The sequence below is a fragment of the Streptomyces chartreusis NRRL 3882 genome, assembly GCF_900236475.1.
In the GTDB taxonomy this organism is placed as follows: domain Bacteria; phylum Actinomycetota; class Actinomycetes; order Streptomycetales; family Streptomycetaceae; genus Streptomyces; species Streptomyces chartreusis_D.
Genome location: NZ_LT963352.1, coordinates 779,716 through 800,013, shown reverse-complemented (window position 1 = coordinate 800,013; position 20,298 = coordinate 779,716). Strand labels below are relative to the sequence as shown.

The 20,298-nt window shown below is 67.9% G+C and carries 15 protein-coding genes; 8 read left to right on the top strand and 7 right to left on the bottom strand.

All coding sequences use genetic code 11. The features are described from left to right. Window positions 1–130 precede the first annotated feature (130 nt). On the top strand, window positions 131–814 hold the full coding sequence (locus SCNRRL3882_RS03640; protein ID WP_010043776.1) for a hypothetical protein: 684 nt from the start codon (window positions 131–133) through the stop codon (window positions 812–814). Between the two features lie 57 nt (window positions 815–871). Here SCNRRL3882_RS03640 and SCNRRL3882_RS03635 read toward each other — a convergent pair whose 3' ends face one another. From SCNRRL3882_RS03635 to SCNRRL3882_RS03610, 7 genes are all read right to left on the bottom strand, one after another. Continuing rightward, the gene (locus SCNRRL3882_RS03635; protein ID WP_010043778.1) at window positions 872–5,233 is read right to left on the bottom strand and encodes a hypothetical protein; all 4,362 of its coding nucleotides are present in this window, start codon (window positions 5,231–5,233) and stop codon (window positions 872–874) included. Window positions 5,234–5,432: 199 nt separating this feature from the next. After that, entirely contained in the window at window positions 5,433–6,425 is a 993-nt protein-coding gene (locus SCNRRL3882_RS03630; protein ID WP_040903620.1) for a hypothetical protein, read from the bottom strand. A gap of 187 nt (window positions 6,426–6,612) precedes the next feature. Further along, a complete protein-coding gene (locus SCNRRL3882_RS40680) occupies window positions 6,613–7,074 on the bottom strand; it encodes a hypothetical protein (RefSeq protein WP_158688440.1) in 462 nt (153 codons plus the stop codon). A 29-nt stretch (window positions 7,075–7,103) separates the two neighbouring features. Beyond that, window positions 7,104–8,120: a hypothetical protein gene (locus SCNRRL3882_RS03620; RefSeq protein WP_010043785.1), complete on the bottom strand. Its 1,017-nt coding sequence runs from the start codon at window positions 8,118–8,120 to the stop codon at window positions 7,104–7,106. A 12-nt stretch (window positions 8,121–8,132) separates the two neighbouring features. Then, entirely contained in the window at window positions 8,133–8,648 is a 516-nt protein-coding gene (locus SCNRRL3882_RS03615) for a hypothetical protein (protein ID WP_010043787.1), read from the bottom strand. Between the two features lie 300 nt (window positions 8,649–8,948). After that, a complete protein-coding gene (locus SCNRRL3882_RS40675) occupies window positions 8,949–9,329 on the bottom strand; it encodes a BBE domain-containing protein (RefSeq protein WP_158688441.1) in 381 nt (126 codons plus the stop codon). 26 nt (window positions 9,330–9,355) lie between these two features. Next, a complete protein-coding gene (locus SCNRRL3882_RS03610; RefSeq protein ID WP_010043796.1) occupies window positions 9,356–11,995 on the bottom strand; it encodes a hypothetical protein in 2,640 nt (879 codons plus the stop codon). Window positions 11,996–12,355: 360 nt separating this feature from the next. Here SCNRRL3882_RS03610 and SCNRRL3882_RS03605 point away from each other — a divergent pair, with 360 nt between their 5' ends. The 7 genes from SCNRRL3882_RS03605 (at window position 12,356) to SCNRRL3882_RS03575 (ending at window position 20,240) form a co-directional block, all read left to right on the top strand. After that, the gene (locus SCNRRL3882_RS03605; RefSeq protein WP_010043799.1) at window positions 12,356–13,396 is read left to right on the top strand and encodes a LacI family DNA-binding transcriptional regulator; all 1,041 of its coding nucleotides are present in this window, start codon (window positions 12,356–12,358) and stop codon (window positions 13,394–13,396) included. A gap of 127 nt (window positions 13,397–13,523) precedes the next feature. Further along, window positions 13,524–14,765 carry a sugar ABC transporter substrate-binding protein gene (locus SCNRRL3882_RS03600; RefSeq protein ID WP_010043802.1) on the top strand — a complete coding sequence of 414 codons (1,242 nt, stop codon included), beginning with the start codon at window positions 13,524–13,526 and terminating at the stop codon, window positions 14,763–14,765. A gap of 10 nt (window positions 14,766–14,775) precedes the next feature. Further along, the gene (locus tag SCNRRL3882_RS03595) at window positions 14,776–15,759 is read left to right on the top strand and encodes a carbohydrate ABC transporter permease (RefSeq protein WP_010043804.1); all 984 of its coding nucleotides are present in this window, start codon (window positions 14,776–14,778) and stop codon (window positions 15,757–15,759) included. Then, on the top strand, window positions 15,756–16,607 hold the full coding sequence (locus SCNRRL3882_RS03590) for a carbohydrate ABC transporter permease (RefSeq protein ID WP_010043806.1): 852 nt from the start codon (window positions 15,756–15,758) through the stop codon (window positions 16,605–16,607). The genes SCNRRL3882_RS03595 and SCNRRL3882_RS03590 overlap by 4 nt, the downstream gene beginning before the upstream one ends. A gap of 49 nt (window positions 16,608–16,656) precedes the next feature. Then, a complete protein-coding gene (locus SCNRRL3882_RS03585; protein WP_010043808.1) occupies window positions 16,657–18,393 on the top strand; it encodes an amylo-alpha-1,6-glucosidase in 1,737 nt (578 codons plus the stop codon). A 126-nt stretch (window positions 18,394–18,519) separates the two neighbouring features. Further along, window positions 18,520–19,605 (top strand): S-(hydroxymethyl)mycothiol dehydrogenase, encoded by a 1,086-nt coding sequence (locus tag SCNRRL3882_RS03580; protein ID WP_010043810.1) that lies wholly within the window; start codon window positions 18,520–18,522, stop codon window positions 19,603–19,605. Next, window positions 19,605–20,240, top strand: a complete 636-nt coding sequence (locus SCNRRL3882_RS03575; protein WP_010043811.1) for an MBL fold metallo-hydrolase — start codon at window positions 19,605–19,607, stop codon at window positions 20,238–20,240. Before SCNRRL3882_RS03580 ends, SCNRRL3882_RS03575 begins: the two co-directional genes overlap by 1 nt. Window positions 20,241–20,298: the final 58 nt, after the last annotated feature.

Sequence of the window (20,298 nt, the reverse complement as noted above, 5' to 3'; positions counted from 1 at the left end):
ATTCGTGAATCTTTACTACCGGATGGCCGAGCCTCTGTTGCGACAAGGTCCACCATGCAAGGAGCCTGCGGCGTCCCAGCCGGTCCCTCTATGCCGTCATGGCCGACCTGATATCCGACCAGGAGTTGAAGTGAGCGACAGCATCGAGTGGCTTGGTGACCACTGTTTCGAGGAACCCATGGGTGGTCCCGGCATGCGTGGCGGAGTGTCGCTGACCGCTGTGCGTGGTCTTCCGGTGGAGGACCTCCTGCGGCGCTTGGGTGCTCGGGATGACCAGATCGGCATTCGGGCCCAGTACCGTGATTTCGATCCTCTGTCCGTGGACGCCCCGTGGACTCCCTGCATGTATGGCACGTCCGGTGAGTGGTCGTACGTCCTGGAGGATTCCGGAGTCTGTGCCTGGTATCAGCACTGGGCTGACGGCAACAGTTCTGTGATTCCTCGCGAGGGTGAGGAGTTCGTGTGCCTGTACGCGAACGTCGCCGTGCAGCCGTCGTGGTTGTTCTATTCAGCCGGTGAAGGTGACCTTCTACGGGCAGAGTTCCGGCACAGCCTGGCGGGTCCGGCACCGGACAGTGAGTCGAGCAGGGCTCACCTGCTGAACAGCCGGTTGCGGAGCAACGGCGCCGTGTGGCCGGACCCGGATGGGTTTTCGTCTCCCGCGGAGTGGCGTGCATTTGTGGAGGGCGGGTCTGCTGGTCTTCATGCCGCGGTGTGGAGGTCGGTTGGCGAGCACACCGGTCTGACGATTCCCAGAGGGGCGGTCGAGTCGGGTGAGCTTCCCGTGGCGTTGCTGCTGGATCCGTTCATGTGACATGCGAAGGGCGGCTGGTGGACCAGCCGCCCTTGCTGTTCTGCCGGTCTCCCGCTTCTAGTTCGTGGTCATGGTGCAGCGCATGAAGGTTCCGGTTCCAGTGGCACAGTCACCCTTGATGTTGGTGTTCAGCCAGTAGGCGTCCCTGTCCATGAGACGCATGTTCTTGGCGAATCCCGAGGAGAAGGCTGCCATGGATCCGCTGTTCTGGACGCCTGAGATGGACGACCTTCCGCATACCTCCCGGAAACTCGGCATCGTTCCGGGAAGATTTCTGAGATGGATGGTTCCGTTGTCCATCTGCGCGTATGTCTGCATGCATTCCGCGCCGGTGGAGACGGGGTTGAGTCCATCGAGGTCGGCTGGCTGCCCACCGCTGTTGTAGGAGGCGTTGAAGGTGAACTCGTCGCAGTTCGGATCGTCGGTGCTGCTGTTCATGGCAGCCGGATCGTAGTTGGTCCGTGCCCATCCGTCCACGTCACAGATGACGGCACGGTTCGCTCCGTTGCGTCCGCCCGGCAGGTAGTACAAGGGAGTATTCATGCTTTCCAGTCCCGGGCTCTTCGGACTGCCGTGCTGGATGAGCCAGGCGTGGGCTGCTGCCTGCGGGTATTTGGCGGCGTTGAAGGTGTAAGTGGGTGCGTAGTTGTGGAAGACGCATCCTCCGGTGGAGGTTATTTTGGTGTCGCACCGGATTTCGTCGAGGTCGGTCTTGCGGACCTGGCTCTTGGACCACTGGTAGCCGGTGTGCGTGGGGGCGATGCTGTTGTCGGAGGGGTAGATGTCTCCGTCGATCTGGACGTCCGGGTGGAAGAGGAATTCCTTACCGGCGACCGAGTTGTCCCAGGTGTAAGTGGTGGTCAGATTCGCAGCGTGGGTGTCTCCCGGTGTCCAGTTGGGTGCTCCGTTCCAGGCGCTGTTTCCTGGTTCGTTGGGTGTGCAGCCGGTTTCGCACAGATGCTTGTTGATGGCGAGCATGACATCGGCGATGTCGAGAGGGACGGAGTCCGGCGCGATGCTGAGGTGTTCGGTGAAGGAGTTCGTTCCGTCCAGTTCCAGTACGCGCTGGATCTGGAACATGATCGTTCCGCTGTTGCCTTCCGAGGTGATGTAGTAGTACGGCATGGCCCGGTTCTCGCAGGCGATGGTGCGGGTGGCACGGGCGATGATCTTCCCGTCGTCGCACCAGGTCGCGAGGCCCTGGGACGAGACGCTGGTCGCCAGTGAGCCGTCGGGGCCGGGGTTGGACGCGTCCTTGCCCAGCGCGGCTGTGGCCTTGTCGTCCGGGGACTGGATGGCCTGGTTGGGGTTGGGGCTGCTGCTGTCGTACGCCGGCAGGGCGAGGTCGACGGCGTAGTCCCTCGGGATGCCGTAGTCGCCGGGGACGAAGGCCATGGCGTCCCAGGCGATGTCGTCGTCGCCGGACCCTGTGTAGGTGGTGTTGGAGAGCTTGACCTCGGGCGCCTTGTCGTTGAAGCGGAAAGCGCCGAGGTAGACCCAGGTGTTGCTTTCGTTCGCGTCCTGGTTGACCGTGACCTTGGCGGTGCCGAGGGCGGTGGGTATTTCGTAGAACGCCTTGGTGGTCTGGGCTCCGGTGTCGGGGATGTGGACGTAGATCGCCGCTTGCTCTTCGGGGACGGCGCCGGGGAGTTTCCAGTCGCCTTGGATCGTCATGCGTCCGCCGTCGCCGCCGAGGTGGGCCTGATCACGGGTGTGTGCGTACCAGAAGTGGCCCTGGTAACCGCCGCCGATCTGGTGGAGGTCGGCTTTGGCGTCGTACTGGCCGAGGCCGGGTCCGGTGGCGTTGGGGTCGGGGTAGAACGTGAACTGGAACGAGCCGTCGGTTGTCGTCGTTCCGCAGTCGCTCCAGGTGGGTGTTCCCGCCGGAACGGAGTGGACGATCTTCGCTCCTGACGGAAGGTCCCCGGTACCGCACTGCGGTGTGCCGTACTGGAGGCGGTATCCGCGACCGGGCTCGCTGATCAGCGTCGCGTATTTGATCTTCTCGTTGCCGCAGGTGGAAGAGCAGTTGTCCTTCCATGTGGCATTGGCGGCGTTCCACCAGTACTGGGTGTAGCAGCCGGCGTCGGGGCAGTCCGGCGGGTTGGCGGCGTCACAGTTGTTGGCCGTGTTGCAGAACGTGTCCAGTGGCGGCTTGATGGCGGTGCGTGCGGCGGTGGTGGTCCACCATGCGGGGTAGAAACCGGCGGAGCTGTAGCCCGATTCGCCGGGCCAGTCCTGGCGGCCGGAGGTCGCGTAGGAGTGGCCGGTGTCGATGGACCAGGCGGCCCATCCCATGACCTTCTCCTCGTACGGCCAGTACTGCGGGTGGGCGGCGTCCCAGGGCCAGTTGACCGGGTCGGCGTCCATGTCCATGAAGGGGTCCCGGTCGGCCGGGTAGACCGGGTTGGCGGGGTTGTTGAACCAGCCGAGTCCCCAGTTTCCGTTCTCGGCTTCCTTGGACCGGGGGTTGAAGCCGAGGTTGTAGTTCCAGACGGCGGTGAACCAGTTCTCAGGCTTAGCCGGGTCGTCGTTGTTGACGGTGATGGTCTGGCCGGTTTCGTGGACCTCGTTCCACTTGTCCGCGAGGATGTAGAGCGAAGAGGCGATGTTCATCGTGTAGTCGAGCGCGATGGCGCGCTGGAGTTTGGGGTCGAGAGAGGTTTCGTCGTCCTTCTCGAGTCCGGCCTTGCGCATGCCGTCGGTGACCTGGCCCACGCCGTAGCCGCAGTCGGACAGGTCCCAGTGGATGGTCCAGTAGTCCGCGAGGCTGCCCCCCGTCTGGTGTCCGTAGTAGCCGTCCACGGAGGCCAGCGGGCTGCCCATCTGGCCGGGAATGGCGCCGGATTCGGCCTGCCACAGGTTGGACTCCTGGGCGAGGATGCCGAGTTCGACCTGTGCGGGGATGCGGCCGCCGCCGTTGAGCTGGGGGGCGGGCCAGGTGCCCTGGGGGTCGATGGTGGCCAGTCCGGTCTGGGTGCGCCAGCCGCCCTGTTTGATGTAGCCGGAGGTGAGGTCTCCGCGCACGGCCATGTCGACGGCCCATTCCACCTGGTTGGGGGTGGGCTGGAGGGCCTGGGTGTTCACGTCGTTGCGGGGCACGGAGCACCAGGCGTCGGTGTCCACGGGGTTGTGCGCGCGCGGGTCGTCGGTGTCCGTGGTCATGAGGCTCATCGTGGACATCTGCGGCCGGCTGCCGCCGGTCAGGGCCGGCGAGGTGGTGCCGCCCGCTGTGGCGTCCGGCTCGTCGGCTGTGAGCGTGGTGCGCTTCCCGGTGATGGTGGACGTCGCGGTGATGTCGAGGAGGTGACTGACGATTCCAGCGCCCTGCCCGGTGGCCGGCTCCTTCGCGGTGTGCGAGAGGTCCTTGCCGATTCCCTTGATGTTGGCGACGCCGCGCTGTACGGCGTCGGAGACGACCGGGTCGACGGCGAGACGGCCGCGGGTGGACAGCTGTGCGTCGTGGGGGATGTTCGTCTCGGTGATGCCGCTGCGGCCGAATGCCGCGTCGTGGGTGGCCTGGCCGAGGAGGTAGACCTTGCCGGTGGTGTCCTGGGCGAGGCCCATCGCGGTGGTCTCGCCGTGGGCGACGGTGGTCTTCGTGCCGTGTGCGTACGTCTGCACGCGGGCCCGGGTGTTGTCGGTGCGGTCGATGTAGGTGACCGTTCCGTCTTTTCCTGCGGCGATGTCGTACGGGGCGTGCTTCGTCGCGGTGAGCGTCGCCTGCTTGCCCTTGCGGCTGATGTGGACGAGCCGGTTCCCGGCCGCGCCGATCAGCCCGTCCTCGACGGGGACGGCGGAGGTGATCTCACCGTTGGCGGTCGTGTCCGCGACGGTGTCGCCGTGCGTGTCGACGGTGATCAGGCGCGTCTTGTCGTCGCGCAGGGCGGTGAACGCAGCGGTGTGGGTGTGGGAGTTGCAGGTGGGGTCGAAGTAGGCGAGGGACCCGGTGAACGGCATCTTGGTCACGTCGCCGCTGTCCAGGTCGACGACGGCCGTCAGGGCGCCGCCCATCATCAGGTCGGGTTTGTTGGTGAAGGTGCGGGGGGCGTAGACGACGGCTGCGTGGTGTTCGTCCATGAGGCAGCTGTTGCCGATCCAGGTGTCGGCCGGCAGCTGCGGTTCGGACAGGACGGTGGCGGTCCTCCAGTGGTAGCCGGTCTTCGCGTCGGCGACGAGGAGGTGCAGTCCGTCGCTGTCGGCGGCGGTGGTCACGGCGCGATCGCCGGAGGTCTTCCAGCTCTTGCCGAGGACGCTGGCGCGGTCCTCGGCGGGAACCGCCAGGGGATGCTTCTTCTTGGTCGGTCTGATCGGTCTGGTGTGTCCGCTCTTCTTCGGCGGTGCCGCACCCACTGCCTGCGCTGTACCGGCCATGGTGAACGTCATCGCGGCGACCGCGGTCGCCGCGATGACAGCCATCGCACGTCTTCTGTGCTGTCTTCGCATGGTTGGTCTCCTTTCTTTCTGCCAGATCAGTCCGTGGTGCTGACGAATCGTTACTTCGAGACCGTCCAGGGCACGGTGCGCACCTGGACCTTGCAGGGATGTCCGTCACGGGCTCCCCGCCCCTTCGACATCAGGGGTGAGGACGTTGCGGCTCCGCCACGCCCCGCACCGCTCATGCGGCCTGCTGGGCCCGGGCCACTGACAGCGCCTTGCCGTGGCGTGAGGCGATCGCCTCCAGCTCGGCCTTGTTGTCGGCGATCTGCTTGTTCTCGATCTTGCTCTCGGCGTCGAACCAGATCCTCACCAGGTTGGTCCGCTGCTTGCACGCCACGTCGTCGACAGCCAGCTTGACGCTGTCCCGGCTCTTCGAGGCGCGGCCGTCGGTGACGCCCTGAGCCATCGCCTCGTACGGGTCGGCCAGGTTCTTGTGGCCTTTGGCGTCCATGCAGGACGACCAGGCGCGGATCGCCTTCTTCACGCCCCCGTCCCGCTGCGAACCGGTCAGGCTCTTCCCGGCGAGTTGGGAGACGAACAGTGCGTCGGAGTCGTCGAGTTTGATCTGTTCCTTGCTCCAGCCGACACAGCCGCCCTTCTTCAGCGCCTTGCCGTTGTAGGACGTGCGTGCCGGCTTGACGCTGTTGGGAGTGACGTAGAAGCCGCTCTTGCCGTCCTTGGGGTGGGCGATGACCGGCTTGGTGTGCCCGGTCAGTACCTCCACTTGCACGCCGGGGAGGTCGGGGACGCTCTGGCTCGTGTGGCCCCGGAACTTCGGTGCCAGCTCATAGCCGTACTTCGCGGCATCGTTCGGGTCGGTGATGCCGTAGCGGCGTTCCATATCGGCGTCGTCGGTGCTGGGCGGCGGATTGGCTCCGGGCTCGGGCAGGGTCACGTGGAAGCCGTAGCCGGCCATGCACTTCTGCTGGAGGTCGGTGGTGGCCTGGTCGAGGGTGACCCGGTCGGCGTAGGAGAGCATGTACTTCTCCAGGGGAAGCACCATGTTCCTGGCCAGTCCTTGCCGGGGGACCTGTGCGGGCCAGTTGTCCTTGTTGACGATCGGCTTGTCGGCCGAGGTGTTCCGGGCGCTGGTGCTGTTGCCGCTGCACGCGGTCATGAGGGTCGCTGCGGCGATGGCGATCGCGACGACCACAGGCTTCTTCACGTTCATGTGATCTGCTGTCCGGTCGGTGAAGCCGCGGTGGCGGCGGTGGCCGCCACCGAAGCTGCGGTACGGCGCTCGCTCATCATGAGCGCCTTGGGTGCGAGTCAGGCGAACTGCTCGGAGGTGCCGGCGTCCGAGGAGCCCGTCGGCCTCATCGAGGCCCCTTGCGTGCACGGCAAGGGGTTCTCCTCTGCTACTTCCGGTCGACGAGGGGAGTGAACTCATCGACGTAGATCTTCGGCACCTGCGGAACCGGACCCATGTCTCTCGAGCCGATCACCGCGTCATCCCGCCCGGTTTTTCCCGGAGGGACGTCCTGAAGCCAGAACCGGTTGTACGCGGTCCAGCCCTTACCGTCGGCGATGCTGATCCGGACGGAATACGTCGCATGCCGCTGGTAGGTGTTGGCCACCTCGATCTCGGTACGCACACCACTGCTTTCCGGTGTGGCACGCACGGTCAGGTCTCCGTACTCCAGGACACGCGTACGGCCTTCGGAGTGCACCGAAGCCACGGGCGATGGACGCACTTGCGGACTGCTCTGCTGCGCGCTCGGAGTCGCCGGCCGCTGCGATGCGGGGACCCTGTCGGCGGTGCCGTCCGTACACCCGGCGGCCAGCACACACGCCGCCATCAGCCACAGTGCCCGGGTCATGCACGGTCCGGGCACCACTGCACCAGTCCTCACTGGTCGGATGCCGCCATCTGCTTGCGCGCGGCGGCGACTTCCTTGCCGTGCTGCTCCTTGATGCCGGTCAGCCGGCTCTTGTTGTCGGCGATCTGCTTGTCCTGGATCGCAGACTCCACACCGAACCAGATCTTCACCAGGTCCGTCTGCTTCTTGCAGTCGATGTCGTCGACCGCCAGAGCGATGGACTCCCGCGACGGCTTCCCATCATTCGTGACGCCCTGATCCATCGCCTTGTACGGATCGGCAAGTCCCTTGTGTCCCTTGCCGTCCATGCACGAAGACCACGCGGCCGTCGCCTTGATGACCTTGTCGTCCTTCATCGACTGCATCAGGCTGTCCCCGGCGAGCTGCGCCACGAAGGTGGGGCCGACTTCCTTCAGGCCGAGTTGCTCCTTGGACCAGCCGACGCAGCCGCCCGTCTTCAACTTCTTTCCGTTGTACTCCGCCCGAGCGGGCTTCACGCCCTGGCCGGGAGCTGCGAGCCGTTCTCCCGTCCTGACTCCCGTGGGGGCCTTGGGCGGTTCGGGCTTGGTATGGCCGGTCAGGACCTCGACCTCGACCTCGGACAGATCAGGCATGGCCTGCTCGGTGTGCTCCTGCAGTGCCGGCGGGAGCTCATAGCCGTACTTCTCGGCCTCGGCCCGGTCGGTGATGCCGTAACGGCGTTCGATGTTGGCGTCGTTGTCACTGGGAGGCGGGTTGGCGCCCGCTCGCGGCAGCGTCAGGTCGATGCCGTAATCCTTCATACAGGACTGCTGTAGATCGTTGGCGGCCTGCTCGACGGTGACCTGCTCCTCGTAGGAGGCCATGTACGCCTCCAGCGGAAGGCTCAGGTCCTTGGTCAGGCCGCTGGTGGGGATTCTCTTGGGCCAGTTCTCCTTGTTCACGATCGGTCTTCCGTCGGCCGCGTTCTTCGTGGCGTCCGATGTCGTGCCGGAGGAGCAGGCACTGACCAGGAGAGCTGAGGCGGCCAAGGCCACGGCGGCGGCTGTCTGCTTGATGTGCTGCACGGGGGTTCCTTCTTATGCGAAGTGGGAGGATGCGTTGTTGTTCTTCAGAGCGGAGATCAGGTCGGTGATGTTGCAGTCGCCGTAGGGGCCGTTCTTCGCGAAGTACTGAGAGGTGCCGCCGTAGCCGGAGTTGTAATACACGCGGTAGTTGTCATCCGGGGCGCAGTTCTGCACGGACGCCGCATTGTTCTTCATGTACTGGCCGTTGCCGTAGCCGCCGTTGCCGAATACGTACCGGTAGGTCGTCAGTGACGATCCCTGGTACTGGCTGGTACCCCAGTGGTCGGACACGTTGCCGTAGAATGTCGTGAAGGCCGACTTGTAGTAGCCGTCCTGGACGGCGATGTCCTTCGAGTTGTAGAACAGCCACAGGTCACCGTACGAGCAGGTGATCCACGGAACGTCACAGTTGTCCGTGACCGTGTACTCGGCCGCGTTCGCCGGACCGGCGGTCGCCATCACGGCCGCCACTGCCGCGAATGACGTGGCGCAGGCGGCCAACTTCTTCTTGAAGCGGATGCGTCTCATCTCGTCTCCATCGGTAGATCATTTGGGCGAGAAGGACCCTCGCACCAGGTGAGTGTCATGGCCATGCTTTTTGCGTGATCAGGACCTGACCGAGGAATAACCTTGACCTGACTGCGCAGCTTCTTCTGGTCGCCCTTGATGAGCACTATGCAAAGGGGGCCTTGCGGTTGAGGAAATAAACAGCGGCTGTTGGCAAACGGCCTTGCCCCGGGCCGACGTTGGAGAGAGGGCAGAGGAGGGGGCAAGGCCGCGGCTGTTCCGGCTCGGAAACCGGCCTCGATGTGGTGGGCGCGGGGCGCCTCACCGCAGTTGGCTCGGGGCGATGTTCTTGTTGTGGCGGAACAGGTTGCGCGGGTCCCTGGCCGCCTTGAGCTCGGTGAGGCGCCGGCACTCGGCCTCGCTTCCGCACGCGGCGCCAGTGCGGGAAAAGGCCGTGGCCTCCTCGTCGACGCCCTCGGGGATCGCGCCGCCCAGTGCCCGGACGTTGATCGCGGTGACCGTGCCGGGGATCTTCGGGGAAGCGGCGAGGCGGTAGCCGCCGCGTGCGGCGGCGCGTCGGCCGTGCAGGGCAGTTGCGTCGGCCGTCCGGGGTGGTTGCGTCGAGGAGGTTGTTCGTCTCGGTCCACGTGGCGTGGTGCACCGTGTTGCGGACGGGTGCCCCGGGGCGTACCGGTGAGTCACCGGTACGCCCCGGGGCCGTCCGTGGGCTACTTCTGTGTGAGCGGTGTGACGCCGATCTGGTCGATGACGGGCGCGTACGGGGACCGCTGGTCGTACTGGTTGTAGGTGTCGCCGTTGAAGTCGGGGAGTTCCTCGGCCGTGAAGGTGAGCCGGTTCGTGCCCTTCTTCAGGGTGACCGGGACGGTCAGGTCCCAGAAGTTGTTGAAGTGGAAGGTGGTCGGGAACAGCACCCGGCGCGCCGGTCCGCCGTTGACGGAGAGGTCGGCGTGGCGGGCGATCGGGTCGGGGTTGTAGTGGGTGGCCGGGGCCTGCTCGGCGTTGGAGTAGCGGATGGTCAGCGCGTGCCGTCCGGGCCGCTGGGCGACGACGTCGACGGTGAGGGCGTTGGCCTTGCCGTCGCCGATGCCGGTGACGGCCTTGCCGTTCGCCGCGAAGGTGTAGGTGTCGGTCACCTTGGCCGCACCGGTCGGCGTGCCGTCCTCCGCCTGGTACACCTTCGTCACGAGGTTGCCGTGGGAAGGAGCGACCCGCAGCCGGTCGAGGAGCAGTGCGCGCGAGGCACCGGTGACGGTGATCTTGTTGATGCCGCCGGACAGGAAGACCCGGATCTGGTCCGTGCCCTTCTTGGTCCCGCCGACCTTGGGGATGTCGAGCTCCTCGCCGTTGAGGCTCACCTTCGCCCGGCCGCCGCCGAGGTGGTCGAACAGGACGGTCGCTTCGCCGTCGGTGGGGGAGTGGACCCAGAAGGCCGCGGAGTCCCCCTTGGCCAGCGGCACGGCACCGGGACCGGACGCACCGGGGTGGGTGTAGCCGGGCCGGGCTCCGGAGAGGGTGGCGTACTCGGCCTCGTAGACCGCCGGGGCGGTCACGTTCTCGTCGCGCAGGGCGAGGTCGATCTTGTCGATGATGGCGTCGCCCTTGGTGACGCCGAGGTCGGCGTCCTTCGCGGCGAGGGTGAGCCGGTGCTTGCCCGCCGTGAGCTTCACCGTGGTGTCGGTGTGGCCCCAGACCACCCACTTGTAGCCGAGCGGCAGTCGCAGCTCCTGCGGATCCTCGCCGTCGACACGCAGGAAGACGTTGGTCGGACCTTGCTCCTTCACCAGGTCGTACAGGTTGTACGAGTTGGCGAAGACGCTCAGGTCGTACGTGCCGTCCTTCGGGACCTCGACGTCGAAGGAGAGCACTCCGTCGGAGCCGGTGCGCAGGCCGCCCACGTTGTAGGCGCCCGACGTGGCGAACTTCCCGACCTGGGAGGGCGATCCCTCGGGGCCGTTCCTGGAGTAGCCGCCGCCGGTGTAGGTCGCGTTCTCCGCCTCGTACGTCTTGCGCCAGCCGACGGAGGGTTCGGCGGGCTTCCCGCCGTCGCCGCCGGGGGAGAGGATGACCTGGTAGGCGGACATCTCGTTCATGCCGGTCATCGGCAGTGTCACCGAGCCGTCCGCGCCGACCGTCAGCTCCCGGTCCGCGAGCCGCAGCGGCTGCGCGGAGTCGCCGACCTGACCGGTCCAGGGAATCTCCTGCACGGTGGCGTGCACGGTCTTCCCGAACAGCTTCGGGTCGATGTTCTCGAAGACCACGTCCGCGTCACCGCTCTTGCCGCCGAAGAGGACGCGGGACTGCTTCTTGTCCTCGTCGAGGGTGGCGACACCCTGGAGGGTGTACTGCTGGTTGGGGTGCGGGGCGCTCACCTCCACGGTGTGGCCGGACATCTGCCCGTAGGCGTTGAACAGCCACCACTGTCCGTTGCCCTTGTTGGCCTCCACGGCCGAGTCGTTGAGGTTGCCGTCGATGTTCCAGTACGCCAGGTCGGCGTCGATCTTCGACTCCTCGATGGCGGAGACCCACTGGACGACCTGCCCGGGTACGGAGAGGTGGTAGTTGTGGCCGTACTCGTTGACGTTGATCGGCAGCGGCCCGACACCGACCTCCTTCTCCATCTGCCGGTACTTCGCCACGTTCGTGCGGACCGCGGCGGGCGACGACAACTCGTGCCAGGTCATCACGTCCGGCACCACGTCGTGGGCCTTGGCGTACTGCAGGAAGCCCTTGACCTGGTTGTAGAGGACGCTGGTGTTGGGGCCGGCGATGCGGGCGTCCGGGTCGAGGCCCTTGATGAGGTGGTAGACCTCCTTCCAGGCCGCGAAGTAGTGCCGCGGGTCGTTCAGCCACGAGACCTTGTCGTAACTCCACTCGCCGGTGCCGAACATGTTCCCTTCGGGCTCGTTGAAGGGCACGTAGACGACGTGGTCCTTGTACCTGCCCATCGTCAGGACCTGCTGGACCTGCTTCTTGATCTTCTCCTTGAAGTCCGCGAGCCGCTCCGGGCCGTTGGCACCCGGCCACTGGTACGGGAAGCCGCGGTAGATGTCGGTCATGTAGATGTAGACGTCCTTGCCGCCCGAGTCCACGAACGGCGGCAGGACCTCCAGCGCGTCCGCTCCCGGGTGCTGCGGACCGTCCTGGGCCTTCGTCGACACCGTACGGACGTGCATGCCCTCCAGGACGTTGCGGCTCGGCACGCCGTCACCGTAGATCCCGTAGAGCGATCCGGAGGCACCGCCGTGGAAGGCGCCGGTGTCGGTGCCGAGGTCGATCGTGAGGCGCTCCCGTTCCGCCGCGCCGGCCGTGCCGGCGGGTACGGCGAGCAGGGCGGCGAGGGCCGCCACGGCCGTGGCGCCGGCGCTTGCTGTTCTTTTTCTGCTTCTGCGTCGCACTGAGGTCTCCGTGGGGTGATCCGGTCCCGTCCGATGGCGCGAACCGGTTCGATCGTCGTCGGGCCGTGCGGGCCTGGAACTGCGCGGCCCAGCCGGGGGGCATGACGGTTGCGGGCGGCTCTGTCGAACCGGTTCGGCGGAAGCTAGCACCGCCGGAAACGGGCCAGCAATACCCCTGACACGGATCGGCCGCCATGTTTCGGGGAGGATGCGCGAGGTATTGACACCCGCTTCGGCTCACTCCTACCTTCCCTTCACGCGAACCGGTTCGACGACTGGCTCGCGCTCGAACCGGTTCGACGAAGGAGCGCCGTGAACATCGGGGAGATCGCCAAGCGGGCCGGTGTCTCGCGGAGCACCGTCTCGTACGCGTTGAGCGGCAAGCGCTCGGTGTCGGAGGAGACCCGCCGCAAGATCCAGCGGGTCATCGACGAACTGGGCTACCGGCCCAACGCGAGCGCCCGCGCCCTGGCCAACGGCCGGACCAGCACCCTCGGTCTCGTCTTCCCGCCGGCCGGAAACCATTACACCGGCATGCAGCTCGACTTCATCGGCAGCGTGGTGGAGGCGGCGGCGTCCTACGACTACGACGTGCTGCTGTCCCCGAGCGGTGTGGACAGCGACCGTTCGTTCCAGCGGCTGCTGGCCGAGCGGCGGGTGGACGGCGCGATCCTGATGGAGATCAGGCTCCAGGACGACCGTGTCGACCACCTCGTCGCCGAGAACTTCCCCGCCGTCTGCATCGGCCGTACCGCGCAGCCGGACGGCGACTGGTGGGTCGGCCTGGACCACACCGCGCTGGTCGAGGCGTGCGTCCACCACCTCGCCGACCTGGGCCATCGCAGGATCGCCTTCGTGAACCGGCCCGAGCACCTGCTGCGGGCCGGGTACGAGTCGGCGCACCGCGGACTGGACGGCTTCACCAAGGCCGCGGCCGAGCGCGGGCTGACCGTGCGCACGTACTGCTGCGGCGACGACGCTCCCTCGGGCCAGGCGTGCCTGGAGCGGATCCTGCACGACGACCCGGCCACCACGGGACTGGTCACCCTGAACGAGGCCGCGCTGGGCGGTCTCTACCGGGGCCTGGCGGCGGCGGGCCGCCACGTACCGCGTGACTTCTCCGTCACCGGGGTCGTGGCCGGCCGGTGGGCGGAGACGGTGACCCCGCAGCTCACCGCGGCCGACGTACCGGCGGAGCAGATGGGGCGCCTGGCCGTCGAACTGCTGGTCGAGCGGCTCGACCAGCCCGAGGCGGCACCCCGCCACCACTTGCTGAAGCCGCCCATCTCCCTGCGCACCAGCACCGGGCCCGCGCACGCCGCGACGGACCCCGGCTGCGGCTCGCCGGTCTGACACTCACGGTTCTCACCCTCCCCCCGCGCCCACCACACCGCTCCCTCACCGGCCCCGCCCGGTCGTTCGCACCTGCTTCCTCGGCATGCCCTTGCCTCGACGTGCCGACATCACAAAGGAACGTGCCATGAACAGACTCACCCGACGGCGGCTCACCGCCGCGACCCTGACCGTCGTCGCCCTCGCGACCGGCACCACCGCCTGCTCGTCCGGCGGCAGTTCGTCCGCGAAGGGAAGCGACAGCGGCACCTACACCATCTGGGACCCGTACCCCCAGTTCGCCAAGGACTCGGCGTGGGCCAAGCTGCTCGACGACTGCGGCACCAAGGCCGGCGTGAAGATCAAGCGGACCGCCTTCGACACCAGCGACCTGACGAACAAGGTGCTCCTGGCCGCGCAGCAGGACAACTCCCCGGACGTGCTCATCGTCGACAACCCCGTGGTGTCGACCCTGGCCGAGTCCGGGATCCTCACCACCACCGAGGACAACAAGCTGGACACCTCGAAGGTGGACCCCAACCTGCTCGCGGCCGGCCAGTCCGGCGGGAAGACGTACGGCACCCCGATCGGCGCCAACACCCTCGCCCTCTACTACAACAAGAAGGTCCTCGCGAGCGCGGGCGTCGACGTCGCCTCCATCAAGGACTGGACGTCACTGACGGCGGCGCTGGAGAAGGTGAAGAAGGCCGGCAAGAAGGGCATCACCTTCTCCGCGATCGGCACCGAGGAGGGCAGCTTCCAGTTCCTGCCCTGGTTCTGGGGCGCGGGCGCGAAGCTCACCCGACTGGACTCCGCCGAGGGCGTCTCGGCCCTGTCCCTGTGGACCGACTGGCTGAAGAAGGACTACGCCCCCAACTCGGTCATCAACAACACCCAGACCACCAGCTGGCAGGAGTTCGCCGGCGGCGACTACGCCTTCGCCGAGAACGGCACCTGGCAACTGGCCAACGCCGAGAAGGCCGGGTTCGACTACGGCGTCCTGCCCATCCCGGCCTCCGGCGGGGGCAACGCGGCAGCCCCGACCGGCGGCGAGTTCGTCACCGTCCCCGTCCAGGGCGACACCGGCCGCTACGCCACCACGCGGAAGCTGGTGACCTGCCTGACCAGCACCGAGAACCTCCACGCCACCGACACCACCCTGTCCTACGTGGCCCCCACCGCCGAGGTCCAGGACAAGCAGGTCGCGGAGAACGCCGAGCTGAAGCCCTGGGTCGAGGCGGTCAAGGCGGCCAAGGGCCGCACCAGCGACGACCTCGGCACCAAGTACCCGAAGATCTCGGAGCAGATGTGGAAGGCGGTCCAGTCCGCACTCAGCGGAGCGAAGTCCCCCAAGGACGCTCTCACTTCGGCGCAGTCAGCAGTCAAGTGACGTGGCTCCGATGAAGCAGACGACACACCCGCCGGACCACCGGCCCGCACCCGACCGGAACGGGGCGGCCGCCGCCGCCCCGCCCCCGGCCCGCCCCGCGCCACGGCGCCGCCCGACCTCCCAGCAGTGGGCCGCCTGGGCCTTCCTCGCCCCGGTCACCCTCTACCTCGTCCTCTTCTACGCCTATCCCCTCTACCGCAACCTCGATCTGAGCCTGCGCAACTACACCGTCCGTTCCTTCGTCCAGGGCGACGCGCCCTTCACCGGCCTGGCGAACTACCGCACCGTCCTGGACGATCCCACCTTCGGGCCGGCGCTCACCCACACCGTGCTGTTCACCGGCGTGTGCCTGGCCTTCCAGTACGCCATCGGTTTGGCCCTCGCGGTCTTCTTCAACCAGAACTTCCGGCTCTCCGGGACCCTGCGGGCCCTGTTCCTGGTGCCGTGGCTGCTGCCGCTCATCGTGTCGGCCTCCACCTGGTCGTGGATGCTCAACAGCGACTCGGGCGTGGTCAACGCGGCCCTGAGCGTCGTCGGCGTCGACCCGGTGAACTGGCTGACCTCCCCGTCGTGGTCACTGACCTCCGTGATCATCGCCAACATCTGGATCGGCGTCCCGTTCAACCTGGTCGTGCTCCACAGCGGCCTGCAGTCCATCCCCCGCAGCCTCTACGAGGCCGCCGCTCTCGACGGCGCGGGCGCCTGGCGACGTTTCTGGCACATCACGTTCCCGCTCCTGCGGCCGGTGTCCGCGATCACCCTGCTCCTGGGGCTCGTCTACACGCTGAAGGTCTTCGACATCATCTGGATCATGACCAAGGGCGGCCCGGCGGACTCGTCCACCACCTTCGCCACCTGGTCCTACCGGCTCGGCTTCGGCAACCTGCTGCCCGCCTTCGGCCCCGGCGCGGCCGTCGGCAATCTGCTCGTCGTCGCCGCGCTGGTCTTCGGCCTGGTGTACCTCAGGGTCCAGCGAAAGCAGTACGCCTCATGACGACACCCACGACCACACCCGGCCCGCGCCTGGCACGGACGACGACGTGGTGGAAGACGGCCACGGGTCTCCTGTTCACCGGGATCATGCTCTTCCCGGTCTACTGGATGCTCAACGTGTCGTTCACCCGTGACCAGGACATGCGCAAGAGCCCGCCGGACCTGTTCCCCACGCACGGCACCCTGGAAGGCTACCGAGCCGTCCTGGACCAGCAGTTGCCGTATCTCGGCACGAGCCTCGTGATCGGCCTGGGCACCGTCGTGCTCACCGTGGCCCTGGCCGCCCCCGCCGGCTACGCCCTCGCCAAACTGCGCCCGCGCGGCGGCGGCGTGCTCAGTTTCCTCTTCCTGGTCGCCCAGATGATCCCCGGCATCATCATGGCGATGGGCTTCTACGCCATCTACCTCAGCCTCGGGCTCCTGCAGTCGGTGCCCGGACTGATCGTCGCGGACTCCACGCTGGCCGTGCCGTTCGCGGTGCTGATCTTCACCGCCTTCATGTCCGGCATCCCGGAGGAGCTCCTCCAGGCGGCGAGGACGGACGGGGCCGGCCCCTTGCGGACCTTCTGGTCGATCGTGCTGCCCATGAGCCGCAACGCCGTCGTCACGGTGTCGCTGTTCGCGTTCCTCTGGTCGTGGTCCGACTTCGTCTTCGCCAGCACCCTGGCCAACGGCGGCGCGCACGAGCCGATCACCCTCGGTATCTACCAGTACATCGGCAACAACAACCAGGAGTGGAACGCCATCATGGCCACCGCCGTCGTGGCCTCGCTGCCCGCCGCGGTGATCCTCGTCCTCGCCCAGCGCTACGTCGCCGCCGGCGTGACCGCCGGAGCCGTGAAGGACTGACCTCCGGCACACCACTGGTGCTCCCTGCTCAAGAAACGAGTGACCCGTCATGACCGCCGCCCCGACCGGCCCGGCCTTCTCCCTCCACGACATCCCGTTCAGCACGCGCGGATCCTGGTTCGACATCTCACCGGTCCTGGCCGAGAACACCTACGCCGAGGACCTCCATCTGGTCTCCCACCAGAACGGCATGCACCCGGTCCTGCGCCTCGTCCCCGTCGACGCCACGAGCGGCGATCGGGCCGGGACCCGGATCACGGCGACGCCGGGTCTGCTGACCTGGACCCACGAGAGCGGGCGCGTCGACCTCGCCTACGAGTCGCAGGACACCGTACGCCTGCGCGGGGAGGGCACCAGCCTGCGCGTCACCGCGGTGGCGCGGACCCTGACACCCTTCACGGGCACGTACTTCTTCCGTGACCCGGCCGACGGAGCGTACGTGTTCACCTCGTACGAGACCGGGCGCCGCTACCGGATCACCGTGCTGTCGGGGGCCGTGACCGATGCCACCGGCGGCCAGGACCTGGGCAGCGCCGACCGCGGTCTCACGATCGGCGCGGACGCCGGGGGAACCTGGGAGGCCGCCATCGAGGAACTCGACACCGCACGCCGCCCCTACACCGCCCGGACGGCGTTCGGCGAGGTCGTGACCGCCGCGGAACACGCCTTCACCGCCTTCGCCGACGCGGTGGCCCCCTGGCGCTCCTCCCGCACCCCGGCGGCCGGACTCGCCGCGTACGTCCTGTGGTCGGCGACGGTCGACCCGGCCGGCCTCGTCACCCGGCCCGCCGTGCTGATGTCCAAGCACTGGATGGACAAGGTCTGGAGCTGGGACCACTGCTTCAACGCCCTCGCACTGGCATCCGGAGATCCCGCGCTGGCCCGGGACCAGTTCGCGCTGCCCTTCGACCACCAGGACGAGACCGGGGCCCTGCCCGACTCGGTGACCCACTCGGAGGTCCTCCGCAACTTCGTCAAGCCGCCCATCCACGGCTGGACCCTGGGCCGCCTGCGCCGACGCCTCCCCGAACCCCTCGACCACGCCGAGCTCACCCAGATCTACGACCGGTTGCGGCGCTGGACGGACTTCTGGCTCACGGCACGCCGAGCGCCGGGCGCCGCTCTGCCGCACTACCAGCACGGCAACGACAGCGGCTGGGACAACGCCACCACCTTCGACCCCGAGCGCGTGGTCGTCACCGCCGACCTCGCCGCGTTCCTCACCCTCCAACTGCACGAGCTCGCCGCCCTGGCGACGGAACTCGGTCTCGCCGACGACGCCCACGCGTGGAGACGCAGCGCGGAGCAGACCCGGGCGGCCATGCTCGACGAGCTGTGGGCGGGGGAGCGGTTCGTCGCCCGGGGCGCCGGCAGCGGCGACACCTGGAGCAGCTCCAGCCTGCTGGACCTGATGCCCATCGCCCTGGGCGAGCACCTGCCCGAGAACGTCGCCAAGACCCTGGCCGCCCGGATCGAGGCGCACCTGACCCCGTACGGACTGGCCACCGAACTCCCCACCTCACCGCACTACCGCGCCGACGGCTACTGGCGCGGCCCGATCTGGGCCCCCGCCACCGTCCTCGTCGAGGACGGCCTGCGCCGCGCCGGCCACCAGCGCCTCGCCGACGAGATCAGCACCCGCTTCCGGGCCCTGTGCGAGACGCACGGCTTCGCGGAGAACTTCGACGCCCTCACCGGCAGCGGCCTGCGCGACCGCGCCTACACCTGGACCGCCGCCGCCTACCTCCTCCTCGCCGAAGCCCACGAACTCCGGCACGCGCCCTGACTGCCCGGTTTGGAACCAGGCCCTTGACCCTCGGCGTGCCCCTCCGGGATGCTCGGTTGCGCATAGCGGTGCGTGTCGCGAATGGAGCAACGCACTGGCGAGGGTTTCCCGCTTGAGGAGCAGCTCATGGCTCACGAGGTTCGTGCTGTCGTCGCCCGTAAGAAGGGCGCACCGGTCTCCGTCGAAACGATCGTCGTCCCCGACCCCGGACCGGGTGAGGCGCTGGTCGAGGTCGAGGCCTGCGGCGTCTGTCATACCGATCTCCACTACCGCGAGGGCGGAATCAACGACGACTTCCCCTTCCTTCTCGGGCACGAGGCGGCAGGTCGCGTCGAGGCGGTCGGCGAGGGGGTCACCGGCGTCGAGCCCGGTGACTTCGTCATCCTCAACTGGCGTGCGGTGTGCGGCCAGTGCCGGGCGTGCAGCAGGGGCAGGCCCTGGTACTGCTTCGCCACCCACAACGCGACACAGCCGATGACACTGCTCGACGGCACCCCGCTCTCGCCGGCGCTCGGCATCGGCGCGTTCGCGGAGAAGACGCTGGTCGCCGCCGGGCAGTGCACCAAGGTGGACCCGGCGGCCCCGGCGGCGGCAGCCGGTCTGCTCGGGTGCGGTGTCATGGCGGGCTTCGGCGCGGCCGTGAACACCGGTGCCGTCGGCCGGGGCGACTCCGTCGCCGTCATCGGCTGCGGCGGCGTCGGCATGGCCGCCGTGGCGGGGGCGAGGCTGGCCGGAGCGAGCAAGGTCATCGCCGTCGACATCGACCGGCGCAAGCTGGACCGGGCCATGGCCATGGGGGCCACCCATACGGTCGACGGGGCGAAGGGCGACGTCGTGGCAGCGGTGCGCGAGCTGACGGGCGGCTTCGGCGCGGACGTCGTCGTGGAGGCGGTCGGCCGCCCCGAGACGTACCGCCAGGCCTTCTACGCCCGCGACCTGGCCGGCACGGTCGTGCTGGTCGGCGTGCCCACCCCGGAGATGAAGGTGGAGCTGCCCCTGCTCGACGTCTTCGGGCGGGGCGGCTCACTGAAGTCCAGCTGGTACGGCGACTGCCTGCCCTCGCGCGACTTCCCGGCCCTCATCGACCTGTATCTGGGAGGCCGTTTCGACCTGGACGCCTTCGTCTCCGAGACCATCGGCCTCGGTGACGTGGAGGAGGCGTTCGAGAAGATGCACCGCGGCGACGTGCTGCGCTCGGTGGTGGTGCTGTGATGGCCGGCGCACCGCGCATCGAACGCCTCGTCACCAGCGGGACCTTCAGCCTCGACGGCGGGACCTGGGACGTCGACAACAACGTCTGGCTCATCGGTGACGACGACGAGGTGGTCGTCATCGACGCGGCCCACGATTCCGACGCCGTCCTGGCGGCCGTCGGTGACCGCCGGCTGTCGGCCATCGTGTGCACCCACGCCCACGACGACCATGTGCGCGCCGCGCCGGACGTCGCTCTGGCCACGGGCGCGCCGATTCTCCTGCACCCTGACGACCAGGTGCTGTGGAAGATGGCGCATCCCGGCCGGCGGCCCGACCGGCCGCTCGCCGACGGTGACGAACTCACGGTGGCGGGCATCGGCCTGCGCGTCCTCCACACGCCGGGACACGCTCCGGGGGCGGTGTGCCTGTACGCGCCCGAGCTGGGTGCGCTGTTCAGCGGTGACACGCTGTTCGCCGGTGGACCCGGCGCGACCGGGCGCTCGTACAGCGACTTCGGCACGATCATCAGCTCCATCGGTGACCGGCTGCTGACCCTCCCGGGCGAGACGGTCGTCCACACCGGACACGGTGAGACGACGACCGTCCAGGCGGAGGCACCGCACCTGCAGGAGTGGGCCGCCCGCGGCTGGTGACTCCCGCGAGGTGCTCCGCTCCGACCTGCGTTTCTCATGATGCAGATCGTTTCATGAT

Excerpts from the sequence above, each read along its gene's own strand:
- SCNRRL3882_RS03600 (WP_010043802.1), top strand. The coding sequence starts at position 13,524 with ATGAACAGACTCACCCGACGGCGGCTCACCGCCGCGACCCTGACCGTC.
- SCNRRL3882_RS03590 (WP_010043806.1), top strand. The coding sequence starts at position 15,756 with ATGACGACACCCACGACCACACCCGGCCCGCGCCTGGCACGGACGACG.
- SCNRRL3882_RS03575 (WP_010043811.1), top strand. The coding sequence starts at position 19,605 with ATGGCCGGCGCACCGCGCATCGAACGCCTCGTCACCAGCGGGACCTTC.
- SCNRRL3882_RS03580 (WP_010043810.1), top strand. The coding sequence starts at position 18,520 with ATGGCTCACGAGGTTCGTGCTGTCGTCGCCCGTAAGAAGGGCGCACCG.
- SCNRRL3882_RS03635 (WP_010043778.1), bottom strand. The coding sequence starts at position 5,233 with ATGGCTGTCATCGCGGCGACCGCGGTCGCCGCGATGACGTTCACCATG.
- SCNRRL3882_RS03585 (WP_010043808.1), top strand. The coding sequence starts at position 16,657 with ATGACCGCCGCCCCGACCGGCCCGGCCTTCTCCCTCCACGACATCCCG.
- SCNRRL3882_RS03630 (WP_040903620.1), bottom strand. The coding sequence starts at position 6,425 with ATGAACGTGAAGAAGCCTGTGGTCGTCGCGATCGCCATCGCCGCAGCG.
- SCNRRL3882_RS03595 (WP_010043804.1), top strand. The coding sequence starts at position 14,776 with ATGAAGCAGACGACACACCCGCCGGACCACCGGCCCGCACCCGACCGG.
- SCNRRL3882_RS40680 (WP_158688440.1), bottom strand. The coding sequence starts at position 7,074 with ATGACCCGGGCACTGTGGCTGATGGCGGCGTGTGTGCTGGCCGCCGGG.
- SCNRRL3882_RS03615 (WP_010043787.1), bottom strand. The coding sequence starts at position 8,648 with ATGAGACGCATCCGCTTCAAGAAGAAGTTGGCCGCCTGCGCCACGTCA.